This window comes from Streptomyces sp. NBC_01508 (assembly GCF_045040315.1).
Taxonomy (GTDB): Bacteria; Actinomycetota; Actinomycetes; order Streptomycetales; family Streptomycetaceae; genus Streptomyces.
The window spans coordinates 3773581-3789808 of the sequence record NZ_CP109419.1 but is presented as its reverse complement, the minus strand read 5'-3'; the positions used below and the strand labels follow the sequence as shown (position 1 = coordinate 3789808).

Below are 16228 nucleotides of genomic sequence, written 5' to 3'. Positions count from 1 at the left end.
CCCGTGGCGCGTCACACCCCGGCCGGCCGGGCGCCCACTCCGCCCGTTACTTCGTCTCCAGGTCCCGGCGGCGGAAGCCCGCGAGTCCCAGCCAGATCAGGCCGGCCGCGACGGCGGTGAGGACGAGCATGGGCGTCCAGCTCATCTCGGCGGCCGGCAGCTGTGGCACGTGCCCGAAGGGCGACAGGTTGTTCATCCAGCCCGGGAGCTGGAGCAGCGACCCGAGATACCCGACCAGGAACCCGTACACGGGCACGATCCAGGCCGCAGCCCCGGCCCGGGGGAACCAGCCGAAGAGCACGACGGTCACGCCGACGGTCACCCACAGCGCGGGTGCGTACGCGAGGGCGGCGCCGACCAGTTGGAGGACGAGGCCGCCGTCCCCGACCGACGCGGCGCCCGAGAGGCCGAAGCCCAGACCGGCCACGAGCAGCACCGCCGTACCGCCGGCGAGCGCGACGGCGACATGGCTGCCCACCCAGCGGTCGCGGGAGAGGCCGGTGGCCAGCACCGGTTCGGCGCGGCCCGCGCTCTCCTCGGCGCGTGGCCGTAGCGCGGCCATCACCACGTACACGGAGGTGACGACAGCGACGATGACCATCGTCATCGACGCGAACGACTCGGCGACGGACACGCCGCCGATCCTCTCCAGCGCCTCCTGGACCTGCGCGATGTTCTTCACCATGTCGGCGGCGTCGCCGAGGATGGAGCCGTACATCACGCCCATCAGGAACAGCCCCGCGCCGAAGCCCAGCAGGGTTCCCCGGTGCAGCCGCAGCGCGAAGCCGAGCGGCCGGGTGAGCGTGTCGGAGGCCGTACGCCGGCCGAGCCGGGCGGAGCGCAGGCCCGCGCCGACGTCGCGCCGGGTGCTGAGCGCGAAGCCGGTGGCGGCGGTCAGCGCGGCGAGGGCCAGGCAGAGCAGCAGCGGCCACCAGCGGTTGTCGACGAAGACGTAGGTGCGCTGGCCCCAGCCGATCGGCGTCAGCCAGGACAGCGCCTCGTTGCCCACGTCGCCGGAGGCGCGCAGCACGTAGGAGACGCCGATGACGGCGAGCGCCATGCCGGAGGCGCCGCGTGTGTGGGCGGTGATCTGCACGGTGATCGCGGCGACGCCCGCGAAGACGAGACCGAGGGCGGCGTGGGTGAGCCCGTACAGCAGGGCCTCGCCGGTGCTGATCCCGTCGATGCCCGCCGAGAGGACGCCCAGCGTCAGCAGGGCGGCGAGCGCGAGGTTGGCGACGGTGGCGACGACCAGCGCGGACGCGAGCTGGGCGTGGTGTCCGACGACGGTGGAGCGCACCAGTTCGGCGCGGCCGGTCTCCTCCTCGTCGCGGGTGTGCCTGGTGATGATCAGGACGCTCATCAGGCCGACCAGCACGGCCATGAAGCCGAGCAGTTGGTGGCCCATCATCGAGCCGATGTTGTAGTCGGCGAGGTAGTGGCGCGGGCCGGTCATGGCGAGCGCGGCGGGGCTGTCCATGGAGGCGCGCGCCGAGGCGCGTTCGGCGGCGGTGGAGTACAGGGTCTTGAACTCGGTGACCGTGGTCATCGTGCCGAGGGTGAGGGCGACCACCCAGACGGGGATACGGACGCGGTCCCGGCGCAGACCGAAGCGGATCAGGGTCCCGGTGCCCGCGAGGGCGCCGGAACCGCTCCGGGCGGGCGCGGCCGTGCGGTCGGCGGCGGGTGCCGTGACGGTGGTCATCGGGCGACCCCACTGCTGCTGTTGTTGTTGCTGCCGTTGCCGGAGTGGCCGTTGGCCGCCAGCTCGTCGCCGTAGTGACGCAGCATCAGCTCTTCGAGGGTCGGCGGGTGGCTGATCAGGCTGCGGATGCCGAATTCGCCGAGCCTGCGGATCGCGGCGTCCAGGTGCGCGCTGTCGACGGCGAAGTGCACCCGGCGGTCGGTCACCCGCGCCCCGTGGACGCCGGCCATGGCGTCGAGTCCGGTGGCCGGGCGCTCGGTCTCGGCCTCGACGGTCGTACGGGTCAGGTGCCGCATCTCGCTGAGCGTGCCGGACTGCACGTTCCGGCCCTGCCGGATGATGCTCACGCGGTCACACAGTTTCTCGACCTGGGCCAGGATGTGGCTGGAGAGCAGCACTGTCTTGCCGGCGGCCTTCGCCTGGAGGATGACGTCCTGGAAGACGACCTCCATGAGCGGGTCGAGGCCGGCCGTGGGTTCGTCCAGGAGCAGCAGTTCGGCGTCGGAGGCGAGCGCGGCGACGATGGCGACCTTCTGCCGGTTGCCCTTGGAGTAGGCCCGGCCCTTCTTGGTCGGGTCCAGGTCGAACCGTTCGATCAGCTCGTCCCTGCGCCGCCGGTCCAGGCCGCCGCGGAGTTTGGAGAGCAGGTCGATGGCCTCCCCGCCGGTGAGGTTGGGCCACAGTTCGACGTCGCCGGGTACGTAGGCGAGCCGGCGGTGCAGGGCGACGGCGTCCTTCCACGGGTCCTTGCCGAGGAGCTGGGCGGCGCCGGAGTCGGCGCGCAGCAGCCCGAGCAGGACGCGGATGGTGGTGGACTTGCCGGCGCCGTTGGGGCCGAGGAAGCCGTGGACCTCGCCGGAGTCGACGGCGAGGTCGAGGCCGCGCAGTGCGTGCGTCGGGCCGAACGACTTGTGCAGTCCGGCGACGGTGATTGCCTTCGTCATGTTTCTGAACGTACGCTGTTTTCAGAAACTTGTGAAGTCAGGGGACCGTATAAATGGGCTCGATAGACTTGCCTCAGGCGTTGACGGCAGAGCAGACGCCTTGAGCACACAGACAGAGACTGAGGTCAGCGCATGAGCGAGCGGCGGCGTCAAGACGACCGCGAGGACGACCGCGATGACGACCGCGACGACGAGGCATCCGTCTCACAGTTCGTCGAACGCTTCGCGGCCCAGCTCGTCCAAGCCGGCATGACGCGTATGCCCTCCAGGGTCTTCGCCGCGCTGCTCGCTTCCGAGCAGGGCGTCATGACCTCCGCCGAACTCGGCGAGCAGTTGCAGGTCAGCCCGGCTGCCGTGTCCGGCGCGATCCGCTATCTCGCCCAGGTCAACATGGTCAGCCGCGAGCGTGAGCCGGGCTCGCGGCGCGAGCGCTACCGGGTGGAGGGCGATCAGTGGTACGAGGCGCTGACGAACCGTGACGCCACGCTGAAGCGCTGGCGGGCCACCTTGCGGGAGGGCGTCGATCAATTCGGGGTCGATACGCCGCGGGGGCGCCGTATCAACGAGACGCTGGAGTTCTTCGTGTTTCTGGAGAGGGAGATGGGGTCGCTGATGGAGCGCTGGACGAAGCAGCGGGCGGAACAGCTCGGCGGATGAGGGGCACCGGCCCGCCCGCTCCCACCGCCCCGCCCGCTCCCACCACCGCGCCCGGTCAGGCGTCCGCCGGCAGCGTCAGCCCCCACGCCCCCGCCCGCAGCGTCCACGTCCGTGTCCGGACCGGGCCGGTCACCGCCGCGTCCGCCCGGTAGCGGAAGTCCGCGCCCGAGACCGTCACCGACAGCGCGCTGGCGGTGATCGGCTCGGCCGAGGAGCGCGTACGGATCACGACCTCCGCCCGGCCGCCGCGCGAGCGCACCGTCACGGTCTCGACCGGCTCGTCCAGGTCGCTCAGCAGGACGCCGTCCGCCTCCACCCGCAGCCGGTGCGTGTGGACGGCGAGCACCTGCGGCACGGGTTTGACCAGCGCCCGGACCAGGGACCGGCAGGCGTGCCAGACGGACACGCCGTCCGCGCCCTCCGCGCCCCGCGAGCCCCCCGGGCCGTCAGGCCCTCCCGACGAACCCGCCACGCGGCCCGGCCGCCCGTCCGCCGCCGGTGGCAGCGCCGGGATCCGCAGATCCCCCAGCACCACCCCGTCGCTGTCGTCGACGAGCAGATCCAGCCGCCGTACGACTCCGTCGAGCACCGCCCGCGCCGCCGCGACCGCGCCCGTGGGCACGCCGAGCGAGCGCGCCAGCTCGACCGACACCCCGACCGGCACCAGCGACAGGGCGCCCGCGGACAGGTCACGCTCCCGGTGCAGCAGGGCGACCGTCCGCAGCAGGGCCCGGTCGTCGCCGATCACCACCGGCCGCCGGGCGCCTCTGCGGGCCAGCACCCGCGCGAACTCCGCAGGGCCGTCGGGCAGGCAGATTTTCGCGGTCGCACCCGCGCTCAGCACATCTTTCGCGATCCGCACTGATTCGCCGTCGGTCCGGCGGGCGACCGGGTCGATGACCACCAGAAGCTGCTGCGCACCGTTCTCGGCGGGCTCTGGAGCCGACACCTCGGTCCTTCCTCGGGTAGCATCTTTGTGCAAGAGCCCCTTGCGCTATTGCGCCAGGGGCTTGGTCTATTCCGGGGCAACCGGTTCGACGGCTCAGGCTTCGTCGTACGTTGGACATGCCCCGCCCGGAAGGGGTGTACGCCTGTGCCCGCACTTGTGCTGCTCGGTGCTCAGTGGGGTGACGAAGGCAAGGGAAAGGCCACCGACCTGCTCGGTGGATCCGTTGACTATGTGGTGCGCTACCAGGGCGGCAACAACGCCGGCCACACGGTCGTCGTCGGCGACCAGAAATACGCGCTGCATCTTCTCCCTTCCGGAATCCTCTCACCTGAGTGCACGCCGGTCATCGGCAACGGCGTTGTCATCGACCCGGCCGTCCTGCTCTCCGAGCTGAGTGGGCTCAACGACCGTGGCGTTGACACGTCGAAGCTTCTGATCAGCGGAAACGCGCATCTGATCACTTCGTACCACACCACCATGGACAAGGTGACGGAACGGTTCCTCGGCTCCCGGAAGATCGGCACGACGGGCCGCGGCATCGGCCCGACGTACGCCGACAAGATCAACCGGGTCGGTATCCGCGTCCAGGATCTCTACGACGAGTCGATCCTGATCCAGAAGGTCGACGCGGCGCTCGACTTCAAGAACCAGATCCTCGCCAAGCTCTACAACCGGCGCGCCATAGAGGCCGGGAAGATCGTCGAGGAGCTGCTGGTCTACGCGGACAAGCTGCGTCCGTACGTCAGCGACACCACGCTCCTGCTCAACGACGCGATCGACGCCGGAAAGGTCGTCCTCTTCGAGGGCGGCCAGGGCACGCTCCTGGACGTCGACCACGGCACGTATCCCTTCGTGACCTCGTCCAACCCGACGGCGGGCGGCGCGTGTACGGGCTCCGGCGTCGGCCCGACGAAGATCAGCCGGGTCATCGGCATCCTCAAGGCGTACACGACGCGCGTCGGCGCGGGGCCGTTCCCGACGGAGCTGCTGGACGCGGACGGCGAGGCGCTGCGCCGCATCGGCGGCGAACGCGGCGTCACGACGGGCCGCGACCGCCGCTGCGGCTGGTTCGACGCGGTGATCTCCCGCTACGCGACCCGCGTCAACGGCCTGACGGACTTCTTCCTCACCAAGCTGGACGTGCTCACGGGCTGGGAGCGGATCCCGGTCTGTGTGGCGTACGAGATCGACGGCAAGCGCGTCGAGGAACTGCCGTACAGCCAGAGCGACTTCCACCACGCGAAGCCGATCTACGAGTACCTGCCGGGCTGGACGGAGGACATCAGCAAGGCGAAGACCTTCGACGAGCTGCCGAAGAACGCGCGGGACTACGTGAAGGCGCTGGAGGAGATGTCGGGCGCCCCGATCTCGGCGATCGGCGTGGGTCCGGGCCGTACGGAGACGATCCAGATCAACTCGTTCCTGTAGCCCCTGGGTTCGGCCCCGAAGCCGCCCCGGTGGGAGGTACGGCCACCGGGGCGGAGCTGTGTCCGGACGCGAATGCCGTATGGGTGCCGGCGATCTGGGTGATGAGGAAATCGAGCCGTTCCTCCTGGCCGTCCGAGGGGATCCGGTGGCTGGCGGACAGCACGGCCATGCCGTGCAGTGCGCTCCAGGTGACTTCGGCGAACAGTTCGCGGCGCTTGTTGGCCGGGGGGAAGCAGTTGACGAACTCGTCGAAGCAGGCCCGTAGCGGGGGCGGTGTCTCGGTGCTCGCGAACTTCAGGTCGGTGGGCAGGACGAACATGGCCTGGTACAGCGCGGGGCGCTCGGTCGCGAACGTCAGATAGGCGCGGCAGACGGCGCGCAGGGCCTGGCCCGGCTCGGGGGCGGTGTGGCGGGCGTGGCGCAGGTGGGCGGCGAGTTCGGTGAAGCCGTCGATGGCGACGGCGCGCACGATGGCGTCCTTGCCGTTGAAGTGGCTGTAGAGCACCGGCTGGCTGTACTCGACGCGTTCGGCCAGCCGCCGCGTTGTCACCGCCTCCCAGCCTTCGGTCTCGGCGAGTTCGCGTGCGGCGGTGATGATCAGTTGGTGCCGGTGGGCGCGTGCACGTTCGCGGCGCTCGTTGATGGCGGACATGGCCACATTCTAGCAACGCTAGACATCTTGTCGAGGCTAGGTCTATCGTCGCTACAACTACTAGCGCCGCTAGAAACCATGGCCGGCGCTGCCACCGAGAGGGGATGCGACCCATGCTCACCAACGTCGCCAGCGTGCTCGCCGGACTCATCGGCGTCGGCATCATCTTCATGGGCGCCCGCGCCTTCTGGGCACCGCAGGCCGCGGTCGGCTTCGGTATCCCGGGTACGCGGACCGAGGACCCCGACTTCCGGGCCTGGCTGTCCGTCAAGGCCGTGCGCGACATGGCCTCCGGGGTCTTCGTCCTCATCCTGCTGGCCGGCGCGACACCCCAGCTACTGGGCTGGTTCATGCTGGCCGCCACCTGCGTACCGGTCGGCGACGCGCTGATCGTGCTGCGCGGCAACGGGCCCAAGGCGGCCGTCTACGGCATCCACGGGGCCACCGCCGTGGTGATGCTGGTGATCAGCGTGCTCCTGCTCGTCGGGTGACCGCGGTGGTGGCTACTCGGCGCGGCGGAAGGTGTTCGGGTCGTCCGTGCCCACCCAGGTGAGGGTCATGGCGTCCGCGCCCTTCATCTTGACCGTGCGGGTGCCGAACTCCTCGCACTGGTCCTCCGGTTCGGCCGCCGTCACCATCTGGGGGCCCAGACGCAGGCCCTCGGGCTTGGCGTCGACCAGGACGCTCTCCCATTCGCAGTGGTACGAGGGGCCGTCCCCGGTGTACTTGGCGACGACCGTGCCGTATTCGCCCTGGCTCAGGACGAGGGTCGTCTTCCCCTCGGGTTCGGTCGAGTCCTCCTCGGTGGACGGTTCCTGCGTCCAGGTGCCGAGGAAGCTCTCCGGGATCGGCTCGGCGGACTCGGTGAACTTGCTGAGGACCGCCGTCTCGCCGCCGTCGTCGCTCGTCCAGGTCAGCGTGCCGTCGCCGTTGGCGCGGATGGTCTGCCGGCCGCCGTCCGAGCAGCCGTCCTCGGGGATGCTGGTGACCGAACGGGACTCCAGCACCATCAGGTTGTCGAACGAGATCAGCTTCGCCGCGCCCTCGCACAGCAGGTCGTCGAAGGAGTTGAACGTCGTGGCGACGTCCGCGCCCACCGAGCCCTGGGTGATCGTCAGGCGGCGCAGCGAGACGTCCTCGTCGCCGTTCTTGCCCGGTCCCTGCCAGGTGCCGAGGTAGTCCTTGGCGATGACGCCCTCGACCGCCGGAGGCGCGGCATCGTCGGCTTTGTCGGAGTCGCCGGACCCGTCCGGCGTGTCGGACCCCTTGTCCGGGGGCGTCTGCTTGTCCGAGGACGTGCTGTCCTTCGCCTTGTCGTCCGGCCCGTCGTTGCCGCCGAGACTCATCACCGCGTATGTCGCCCCGCCCGCGATCAGCGCGGCGGCCACGACGACCGACGCGACGACGAGCGCGGTGCGCCTGCCACGTGCGGGACGCGGCTCGGGTACGGGGGTGGGGGCCCCGAACACGCCCAGCGGAGCCGGAGCCGGGGTCGGGGGCGGGGTGGGCGTGGGAGTCGGGGTGGCTGCCGGTGCGGTCGGCGGCGGAGTGGGCGGCGGCGTCGGTGCCGGGGGCTCGACCGCCGTCGGGGGCGGCGTCAGCGGTGGCGGTGGGGCCAGCGGCGGGGGCGGTGTCGCCGCCGGGGGCGGCCCGGACGGCCGCGCCGGGAACTGCGCGGCGGGCGTCTCCGCCTCCAGCAGCTCCGCGGACCGTCGCCCGAGGTCCGCGAGCACCGCGCCCGGCAGCCAGGGCAGGTCGGCGTCGGCGTCGTCGCCGTCGTTCGTCTCGTCCGCCGTCCGGGCCGCGACCTCCGCCGGCGTGGGCCGTGCGGCGGGATCCTTCGCGAGACAGCTGAGCACCAGCTCCGCGAGGCTGTCCGGCAGCCCCGTCAGATCGGCTTCCTCCTGCGCGATGCGGAACATCACCGCGTGCATGCCGCTGGTCGACGTACCGAACGGCTGCCGCCGGGTCGCGGCGAAGGCGAGGACCGAGCCCAGCGAGAAGACGTCGCTCGCGGGCGTCAGCGTCTCGCCGCGCACCTGCTCGGGCGACATGTAGCCGGGCGACCCGATCACGACACCCGTACGCGTCCGGTTGTCGCCGGTGACGGCGTCCAGCGCGCGGGCGATCCCGAAGTCGATGACGCGCGGCCCGTCGATGGTCACCAGCACGTTGGCGGGCTTGAGGTCGCGGTGGATCAGACCGGCCGCGTGGATGGCGGTGAGCGCCTGCGCGAGCCGGTGGCCGAGGATGCGCACCGACCGTTCCGGCAGCGGCTGCGGCCGGTCGGCGATCACGGCGTGCAGCGAGGGTCCCGGTACGTAGCCGGTGGCGACCCACGGTTCGCGGGCGTCGGTGTCGGCGTCGAGGACCGGCGCGGTCCACTCGCCGCCCACCCGCCGCGCGGCGGCGACCTCCTGGGCGAACCGCCGCCGGAACTCCTCCTCTTCGGCGAGTTCCGGGCGTACGAGCTTCACCGCGACCGTTCGGCCGCCCTCGGACCTGGCGAGATAGACGCGGCCCATGCCGCCGACGCCGAGCCTGCCGAGGAGCCGGTACGGGCCGATGCGGGACGGGTCGTCCGGGGTCAGCGCTTCCACGTTGCCTGTGCCTCTCCTGACTGACGGTCAGATACCAACTGCCGAATGTCATGGGATCTTTGCACAGTGGCCGGGACCCGGACAGACTGGCCGGGCGCCTGTGGCCGAGCTGTGGCACAAGCGCGTTCGAAATGCTTTCGAAGTGCTTTCGGAGTGCTGTAGGACTGCGTTCGGAGCGACTTCGAGGCACTTCCGCGGCACCTTCGCGGCACCTTCGGCCAACGCACCATCAACGACGGGGAACGGGGGACGTACGTCCGATGCTCGGTGAGCTTCTTGAACGGTCACCACGCCAGGTGGGGCCGTACCGCATCCTCGCCCGCCTCGGCGCCGGCGGCATGGGCGAGGTGTATCTGGGCGCCGACACCCGCCCCGCCGCGAGCGGCGCCGCGTCGCTCGCCGCCGTGAAGGTGGTCCGCGCCGATCTGCTCGCGAGTGGCGGAGCCGCCTTCCGCGACCGCTTCCGGCGCGAGATATCCACCGCCCGCGCGGTCGAAGGCCGTTTCACCGCACGTCTGTTGGCCGGCGAAGCGGACGCCGCCGCACCCTGGCTCGCCACGGAGTACGTCGCGGGCCCGACGCTCGACCGTGCCGTACGGGAGGCCGGCCCGCTGCCGGTCGAGACCGTGCGGAGCCTCGGTCTCGGCCTCGTACGGGCGCTGCGCGGCATCCACCACGCGCGGGTCCTGCACCGTGACCTGAAGCCCGCGAACGTCCTGCTCGGCGCGGACGGTCCGCGCGTCATCGACTTCGGCATCGCCCGCGACTTCGGCGCGAGCACCCTGACGGCGACCGGCGCGATGGTCGGCTCACCGGGCTACATGTCGCCCGAGCATGTGCTGGGCGGGCGCCATGTCGTGCCCGCCTCCGACGTCTTCGCGCTGGCGTCCGTGCTCTGTTACGCGGCCACGGGCGAGGGTCCGTTCGGTACGGGGCCGGTCGCGGCCGTGCTGTACCGCATCTCGCAGGCCGAGGCCCGACTCGACGCCGTACCGGGCGAGTTGCGCGCGCTGATCGAGGACTGTCTGCGGCCCGACCCGTCGGCGCGCCCGGACGCGATCGTGCTGGAGGCGCGCTTCCGGGACGCGGGCGCCGAGGATCTTGTCGTCTGGCCGGCCGGGGTGCGGGACCAAGTCGACCTGTACGAAGGCGAATTGACCCGTGCCGTACGGGACGCCGGGCCGCTCGCCGGGCGCGCGCCGACCATGCCGGGCGCGGCCCCCGTGCACAGCGCGGAGACGGTCACCGGCCCGCCGCGTCAACCGCCACCGACCACCGTGCCCCGTCGGCGCAACACGATGATCGCCGTCGTCGCCGGGGCGCTCACTCTCGGTGTCCTGGGCGCCTTCGGCCTGCGCGCCCTCCAGGACGACGCCGCCCCCAACTCCCCCGCGCCGGAAGCCGGTTCGCGGGAGGAGACGCGGTCCACGCTCGTCGGACTCGACAAGCACGGCGCCGACCGCAGCCGGCACTTCCCCGTCGACCCGGCGGCCCGCCCGGACGGCTGGAAGCCGTGGGCGGCGAAGCTGAGCGGTCGGCCCTGGGACTGCTCCCTCAACAGCGAGATCCTGGTGTGCCGGATGTTCTACGGCGGCCTTGAGGCGGTCGGCGCGGCCGACGGCAAACCGCGCTGGACGGTGCCGTCGGCGGAGCCCGACGCGGTGCCGCTGCTGGGCGCGTCGAGCGGTATGTACATCCCCGGCGACGCCACCAACCCGGTGATCTACGGCGATTCGGTGCTCTCCACCGAGGGCGGAATGGTGCGCTCCCGGTCCCTCAAGGACGGCACGGTGCGCTGGAAGCAGCCCCTGAAGGCCGAGGGAACGGTGCGGCTGGCCAATGTGGGCGAGGCGATGGTCGGCGACGGCGTCGTGTTCTTCACCACCCGGGGCGAGGGCACCGAGGTGCACGCCTTCGACGCGGACACGGGCGAACCGCTGTGGAAGCGCGCCCTGTCGGCGTACGTCGGAGCGGAGGTCGGATACGGCGGCTTCGGTCCCGACGCGTTCGCGGGCGGGCGCCTCCTCGCGTCGACGGACGGCGGACTGACGGGTTTCGACGCGCGTACGGGCAAGCCGACGCCGTACACCGTGCCGGGCGAGCTGGGCGGCAACTGCGTGAGCGTGCGCGTGACGCGTGGCGAGGTACTGTGCGGGATCGAGGGCAAGGGCAGCGTGGCCCTGGACGCGGAGACGCTGGAACAGGTGGACTCCCCCCGGGAGGACCGGCCGGACTGGCGGCCGCAGGATCTGGTGGCGGTGGGTTCGGGCGACTACCTCCTCGCACCGGACAGCCGGAGCACCAGGATGCAGCTCATCGACACCTACGTGGGGGGCGACCCCACGCCGCGCACGGTGGGCACGTTCCTCCCCGCTCCGAAGGACGGGCGGTACCTGTACTCCGAGGCGTCGGTCGTCGGCTCCACGGCCGTGTTCCTGGACAACGAGTTCCTCTACACGCTGCCGGTCGCGGGGGACGCCCCGACGGGGACCAGATCGCGGATCGAGGGTGCCCCCGGCAACCGGGCCGTCAGCGGTCTCGGTGACGACGGTCAAGACGTCGACGGGCAGGTCTGGGAGCCGGAGTTGATCTCGGTCGGCGGGGTGGTGTTCCTGATGTTCCACGACGGGACGGTGCGTTCGATGGAACTGCCCGGCTGAGATCTGAGTGAGTGTCAATGCAAGTGTCAGTGCAAGGGGCAGTGCACTGTTCCGGATGAGGAGTTGACGCCGTGCTTCGCCCGCTCGATGCCCACGCCCCGTACGAGGTCGGGACGTACCGACTGCTCGCCGGTCTCGGTTCCGGCGGTATGGGCACCGTCCACCTGGCGCTGCCGCCCGGCGGCGGACCGCACGATCTGGTCGCGCTCAAGACGGTCCGTCAGGATCTTGACGCCCAGGACGATTTCAGGCTGCGATTCCGGCGTGAGGCGGAGGCGGCGCGGGCGGTCCGCAGCCCGTACGTCGCCGCGCTCGTCGACGCCGACCCGGCGGCCGAACAGCCGTGGCTGGCCACCGAGCACGTCGTCGGCCCCACGCTGGACGAGGCGGTGGAGCGGTCCGGCCCGCTGCCGGCGTTGGCCGTAAGGGAGTTGGGAGCCGATCTGGCGCGCGGGCTGGCCGCCGTGCACGGCGCGCGGCTCGTGCACCGGGACCTGAAGCCGGGCAACATCATCCTCGGTACGGGTGGCCCGCGGCTGATCGACTTCGGTATCGCCCAGGCGTACGACGCGACCGCGCTCACGGCGCTCGGCGTCATGGTCGGCTCACCGGGCTTCATGTCGCCGGAGCATGTCGCGGCCGACCGGTCGGTGACGGCGGCGTCGGACGTGTTCTGTCTCGGTGCGGTGCTCTGCTTCGCCGCCACGGGCCAAGGACCTTTCCACGACAGCGAGTTCGCGGCCGTGGTGAACCGGATCGCGCGGGGTGGCGCCGATCTGGCGCGCGTGCCGGCAGAGTTGCGGGACGTGATCGAGGCGTGCCTGCGCACGGACCCCCAACAGCGGCCGACCACAGGCGAGTTGCTGCGGATCCTCGATCCGGTGGGGACAGCCGCGGCCCGTCCGGGCGTGGCGCCGGCGGCGCGCGAAGGGGCCTTTCCGTGGCCGCAGGACGTACGGAAGCAGATCGGCGAGTACGAGGTCGCGGTGGGCCGGGCACTGCTGGCGCCGGTCCGGGTGCCACCCGCCCAGGTCCCGCCCGCTCCTCCCCTTTCGCCTCCCCTTCCGCCGCCGCGGGTCCGCGTCAACCGGCTCAGGTGGGGCATCGGTGTCGGCGCCGCCGCCGTCGTCGGGGTGGCGACGGCGGTCATCATCTCCCTTACGGGCAGCGGTGGTTCAGGTGGCGGACAGGGCGAGAGCGAGGGTGCGGGCGGGGGCGGTGGAAGTGGCGGCGGTACGGGAGGAGCGTCCGCGCCGCCCGCCGCCGTGACCGTCACGAGTGTCACGAGCGACTTCGGCCCGGACGCGACGGACCGCGCGAAGGCCCCCGACGGCTGGTCCCCATGGTCGGTGGCCACCTCGGGAGCCGCGGCGAACGAGGCGCAGGAGTGCGCGCTCAACGGCACGACCGTCGTCTGCTCGTTCATCGAGGCGGAGCCCGAGAGGGAGAACCAGCTGAACGGGTGGCTGGAGGCCCGTAACGCCTCGGACGGCACCCCCAAGTGGCGCTATCCGGCCGAGGGTACGGCGGAGAGAGTCGTCCACTTCGGCACGCTGGACCTGGACGCGAAGCGGGTCTACACCCCGGCGGCGGACGACGACGGCTTCGCCGTGCTGGACATCGAGAGCGGCGAGCTGGTGGCCAAGCTGCCCGGCGAGCCCGGCTACCGGTCGGCACTGATCCGGGTCGACAGAGGGAGGCTCTACACCTCGTACGAGGGCTCCTCCGGGGTCGGCGGATCGCGGAACATGATGTTCCGCGCGTTCGCGGCGGACAGCCGGAAGCAGCTGTGGGAGCGCGTGCTCAACGGGCCGGACCCGGACACCCTGGACATCGTCGGCAACGGTGACCGTCTCTTCGTCAGCTACCTCGCGACCTTCGTGCTCGACGCGGCCACCGGCAGGACGGTGGCCGAGCTGCCGGAACTGTGTATGGCGATGGCCAGGGGCGGGCCGTACGTGTCCTGCCCGGATTCGGGGACGCGGGACAGTGCCACGCTCAAGAGGGTGGATGTGTACGACACCACGCTGCCCGTCGGGCTCAGCCGCGAGGGCACGGTCCTGGTCGAGGCCGACGAGCCCAACCGCCAAGGGCTCGACGCGTACGACGTGAAGACGGGCGAACGCCGTTGGACGACGGCGGAGTGGGCGCTGGGCAGCCTCGCGGTGGTGGCGGACGACCAGGTGCTGATCGCGGGTCCCGGCGACATGCGCAGCCTGTCGCTGGCGGACGGCAAGGAGACGGCGGGCCGGCGCAGCTTCGAGGGCTGGCCCGAGGACGAGACGCCCACGTCGATGCTGGTCTCGGGCGGGGTGGTGTTCCTGGCGTTCGCCGACGGGACGGTGCTGACGGCGAACGTGCCGTGAGGTCTGTGCGCGGAAGGGTCGCCCCTGCCGCGCCGCCGATCCTCAACACCTACCGGAAGTACTACGGCGCGCGGACGGTGCTCTTTCTCCTGGGCACCTTCTACGTCGCGATGGTCGTCGCCGAGGCCGCGCCGAGCCCGGCGGCGACGGTCAGGGTGCGCGGGCGCGCCCTTGAGGAACAGGGAGCGGGCCAGGGCGACGGCGCCGTGCTCACTCGGACGGGTGAACTCCGTACGGGGCCGACGGGCGGCCAACGGCCCTGGAGAAGCGGACATTTACTCGGTCGCAGCAGGTCGCCGGGGGCGTGATTTACGGGCTCCGGAGGGCCCAACTTCCCGCTCGGATCACGGCTTTGGCATTTGCCATCATCACGGTGTGTGGCGTTACAGTCACGGAGTCGATGCCGGATCCGGCATCGGACATGAGAATGCCCCCGCGGTGCGGTAACACCCGGGGGCTCGACACCAGGAGCAGTACCTCCCCATGCGCGTTCACCGTACAACGCCCACGCGTTCGTTCTCCACCTTCACCAACGCGCTGCTGCGTGATCGCAGCATCTCGTGGTGCGCGGCAGGCGTACTGCTGTACCTACTGAGCCTGCCCTCCGGGGCCCGCGCGTCGATCCGGTCGCTCGCCGAGCAACGCAAGGAAGGCCGTGCGCGGATCGCCGACGCGCTGACTGACCTGGAGCGTTCCCACTATCTGCGCCGGGTGCTGGTGAAGGACCCGGAGTCCGGCGAACTCTCCACGGTGTACGAGGTGTTCGACCATCCGTACACGGATCGGGTGACAGCCGAATCGGCGGAGAATGGCCAGAACCTGGCCTCCGGTGGCGGGGCCGCCGGTGACACGGGCCCGCTCCCTACGGGAGTAAAGACTGGTGGACAAGAACCTCCCTCCCTGGAGCGGGAGCGGGAGCGGGTGGCGGTGCCGGTGACACGGCCGGTGGCGGTGCCGGTGCGCAAGCGCCGGCTGCCCAAGCTGAGCGTCCCCGAACACCTGCGCTCCGCAACGGAGTTGCTGCTCTCGCTCGGCCGCCGCGATCCCCGGCTCACGCTCGGTACGGCCGAGGCGGTACGCCTCGCGCCGCTGGTCGGTGAGTGGCGGGAGGCCGGTGCCAGCGACGCGCAACTGCGCGCGGCGCTGACCGGCAGGCTCCCCGCCCCCGTCCTGTCGGCCGCCGGCCTGCTCGCGGACCGCCTGCGCCGCAAGACGCCGGTCCGGCCCCCGCGCCCCACCCCGCCGGCGCCACGCGCCGAGTGCGACGACTGCGGCGCGCCCCAGCCGCCCTCGGGCGGCCCCTGCCGCGCCTGCGCGCCGACACCCCCGACACCCGAGACGCGCGGCTTCGCGGCGGCGGCCCGTAGGGGGCGGGCGCTGGCCCGCGAGGCCCTGGCGGGCGGGGCCATGGCCGACGAGGTTGTGGCCGACGGGGTTCGCGCGGCGATGTGAGACTCCCGGCCCCGAGAGGGGGCCGGGTCACCCTAGAGAAGGAATGAGATGACCATTCAGTTGGAACGGCCACCCGAGACGGTATACCGCCGGTATACTGTCGTCATGGCCGACACCACCGTCAAGGTTGACCCCGCAGTCCGTGACCGCCTCATGATCCTCGCTCGCGAGCGAGGGCTGACGATGCGCGACCTGATCGCCGAGCTTGCCGGGGCGACGCCCACCAAGGAAGAGCTGCGGCTGCGGTACGAGGCGACCAAGGCGTACTGCGAGACGCACTTCGGCGTGACGCTCACCGACGAGGACCACGACAGGGCCGAAAAGGTCTGGCAGGACTTGGAGGCCGGTCGGCCCGTGGACAGCCTGTGAGCGGGTCCACGGCGGTCGTGTACGACGAGACCGCACTCATCGCGCTCGGCGCGGGCAACTGGCTCGCCTCGCAGTTCCTGTCCAACACGGAACACGGCCCGACGCGGCACGTGTACGTGCCCGCTCTCTGCCTCGCCGCCGCCGACGGCAGACGCAAGGGCTTGGCCGACCACGTCGGCGCACTGCCGGCCGCCGAGATCGTGGCGCTGGACTTCGCGGGCGCCCAGGCGGTGGGAGCGTTGCTCCAGGACGGAGTCGAGTGGCGGCTCGGCCAGGCGATCCATCTGTCCCGCCCGACCGTGGACTGGCCGGACGGACGCCCGGTGGTCACAATCGATCCGGACCTGTACGCGGACATGCCGCTGGTACGCACGATCCGGCTGCCTGAGCAGCGGTAGGCGGCTCACGGGGGTACGGGCCGGGCGCTCCCGGCCCGTACCCCCGGC

The 16228-nt window shown here is 71.6% G+C and carries 14 protein-coding genes; 9 read left to right on the top strand and 5 right to left on the bottom strand.

Translation table 11 applies throughout. The annotated features are described in order from the left end of the window. Positions 1 to 46: 46 nt before the first annotated feature. Positions 47 to 1705 carry an ABC transporter permease gene (locus OG700_RS17350; protein ID WP_405614522.1) on the bottom strand — a complete coding sequence of 553 codons (1659 nt, stop codon included), beginning with the start codon at positions 1703 to 1705 and terminating at the stop codon, positions 47 to 49. After that, on the bottom strand, positions 1702 to 2649 hold the full coding sequence (locus tag OG700_RS17345; protein ID WP_405614520.1) for an ABC transporter ATP-binding protein: 948 nt from the start codon (positions 2647 to 2649) through the stop codon (positions 1702 to 1704). The genes OG700_RS17350 and OG700_RS17345 overlap by 4 nt, the downstream gene beginning before the upstream one ends. Before the next feature lie 132 nt (positions 2650 to 2781). Here OG700_RS17345 and OG700_RS17340 point away from each other — a divergent pair, with 132 nt between their 5' ends. After that, entirely contained in the window at positions 2782 to 3306 is a 525-nt protein-coding gene (locus OG700_RS17340) for a GbsR/MarR family transcriptional regulator (RefSeq protein WP_405614518.1), read from the top strand. A 55-nt stretch (positions 3307 to 3361) separates the two neighbouring features. Here OG700_RS17340 and OG700_RS17335 read toward each other — a convergent pair whose 3' ends face one another. Then, a complete protein-coding gene (locus tag OG700_RS17335; protein ID WP_405614516.1) occupies positions 3362 to 4255 on the bottom strand; it encodes a diacylglycerol kinase in 894 nt (297 codons plus the stop codon). Positions 4256 to 4399: 144 nt separating this feature from the next. On the opposite strand from OG700_RS17335, the gene OG700_RS17330 reads away from it, so the two are divergent. Then, on the top strand, positions 4400 to 5683 hold the full coding sequence (locus OG700_RS17330; protein WP_405614515.1) for an adenylosuccinate synthase: 1284 nt from the start codon (positions 4400 to 4402) through the stop codon (positions 5681 to 5683). Here the strand turns inward: OG700_RS17330 and OG700_RS17325 are convergent. Then, the gene (locus OG700_RS17325) at positions 5667 to 6335 is read right to left on the bottom strand and encodes a TetR/AcrR family transcriptional regulator (RefSeq protein WP_405614513.1); all 669 of its coding nucleotides are present in this window, start codon (positions 6333 to 6335) and stop codon (positions 5667 to 5669) included. The two genes, OG700_RS17330 and OG700_RS17325, sit on opposite strands and share 17 nt — an antisense overlap. A gap of 113 nt (positions 6336 to 6448) precedes the next feature. On the opposite strand from OG700_RS17325, the gene OG700_RS17320 reads away from it, so the two are divergent. Further along, complete coding sequence (locus OG700_RS17320) at positions 6449 to 6826, top strand: DUF4267 domain-containing protein (RefSeq protein ID WP_405614511.1); 378 nt, start codon at positions 6449 to 6451, stop codon at positions 6824 to 6826. A gap of 12 nt (positions 6827 to 6838) precedes the next feature. On the opposite strand, the gene OG700_RS17315 is transcribed toward OG700_RS17320, so the two are convergent. Next, a complete protein-coding gene (locus OG700_RS17315) occupies positions 6839 to 8935 on the bottom strand; it encodes a serine/threonine-protein kinase (RefSeq protein WP_405614509.1) in 2097 nt (698 codons plus the stop codon). A 260-nt stretch (positions 8936 to 9195) separates the two neighbouring features. Here OG700_RS17315 and OG700_RS17310 point away from each other — a divergent pair, with 260 nt between their 5' ends. From OG700_RS17310 to OG700_RS17285, 6 genes are all read left to right on the top strand, one after another. Next, positions 9196 to 11595, top strand: a complete 2400-nt coding sequence (locus OG700_RS17310) for a protein kinase domain-containing protein (RefSeq protein WP_405614507.1) — start codon at positions 9196 to 9198, stop codon at positions 11593 to 11595. Positions 11596 to 11666: 71 nt separating this feature from the next. Beyond that, on the top strand, positions 11667 to 13961 hold the full coding sequence (locus tag OG700_RS17305; protein ID WP_405614505.1) for a serine/threonine-protein kinase: 2295 nt from the start codon (positions 11667 to 11669) through the stop codon (positions 13959 to 13961). 5 nt (positions 13962 to 13966) lie between these two features. Further along, positions 13967 to 14269: a hypothetical protein gene (locus tag OG700_RS17300; RefSeq protein ID WP_405614503.1), complete on the top strand. Its 303-nt coding sequence runs from the start codon at positions 13967 to 13969 to the stop codon at positions 14267 to 14269. 175 nt (positions 14270 to 14444) lie between these two features. Then, a complete protein-coding gene (locus tag OG700_RS17295; RefSeq protein ID WP_405614501.1) occupies positions 14445 to 15413 on the top strand; it encodes a hypothetical protein in 969 nt (322 codons plus the stop codon). A gap of 105 nt (positions 15414 to 15518) precedes the next feature. Beyond that, entirely contained in the window at positions 15519 to 15782 is a 264-nt protein-coding gene (locus OG700_RS17290; protein WP_255293314.1) for a hypothetical protein, read from the top strand. Beyond that, complete coding sequence (locus OG700_RS17285; RefSeq protein WP_405614499.1) at positions 15779 to 16180, top strand: hypothetical protein; 402 nt, start codon at positions 15779 to 15781, stop codon at positions 16178 to 16180. The genes OG700_RS17290 and OG700_RS17285 overlap by 4 nt, the downstream gene beginning before the upstream one ends. Positions 16181 to 16228 lie beyond the last annotated feature (48 nt).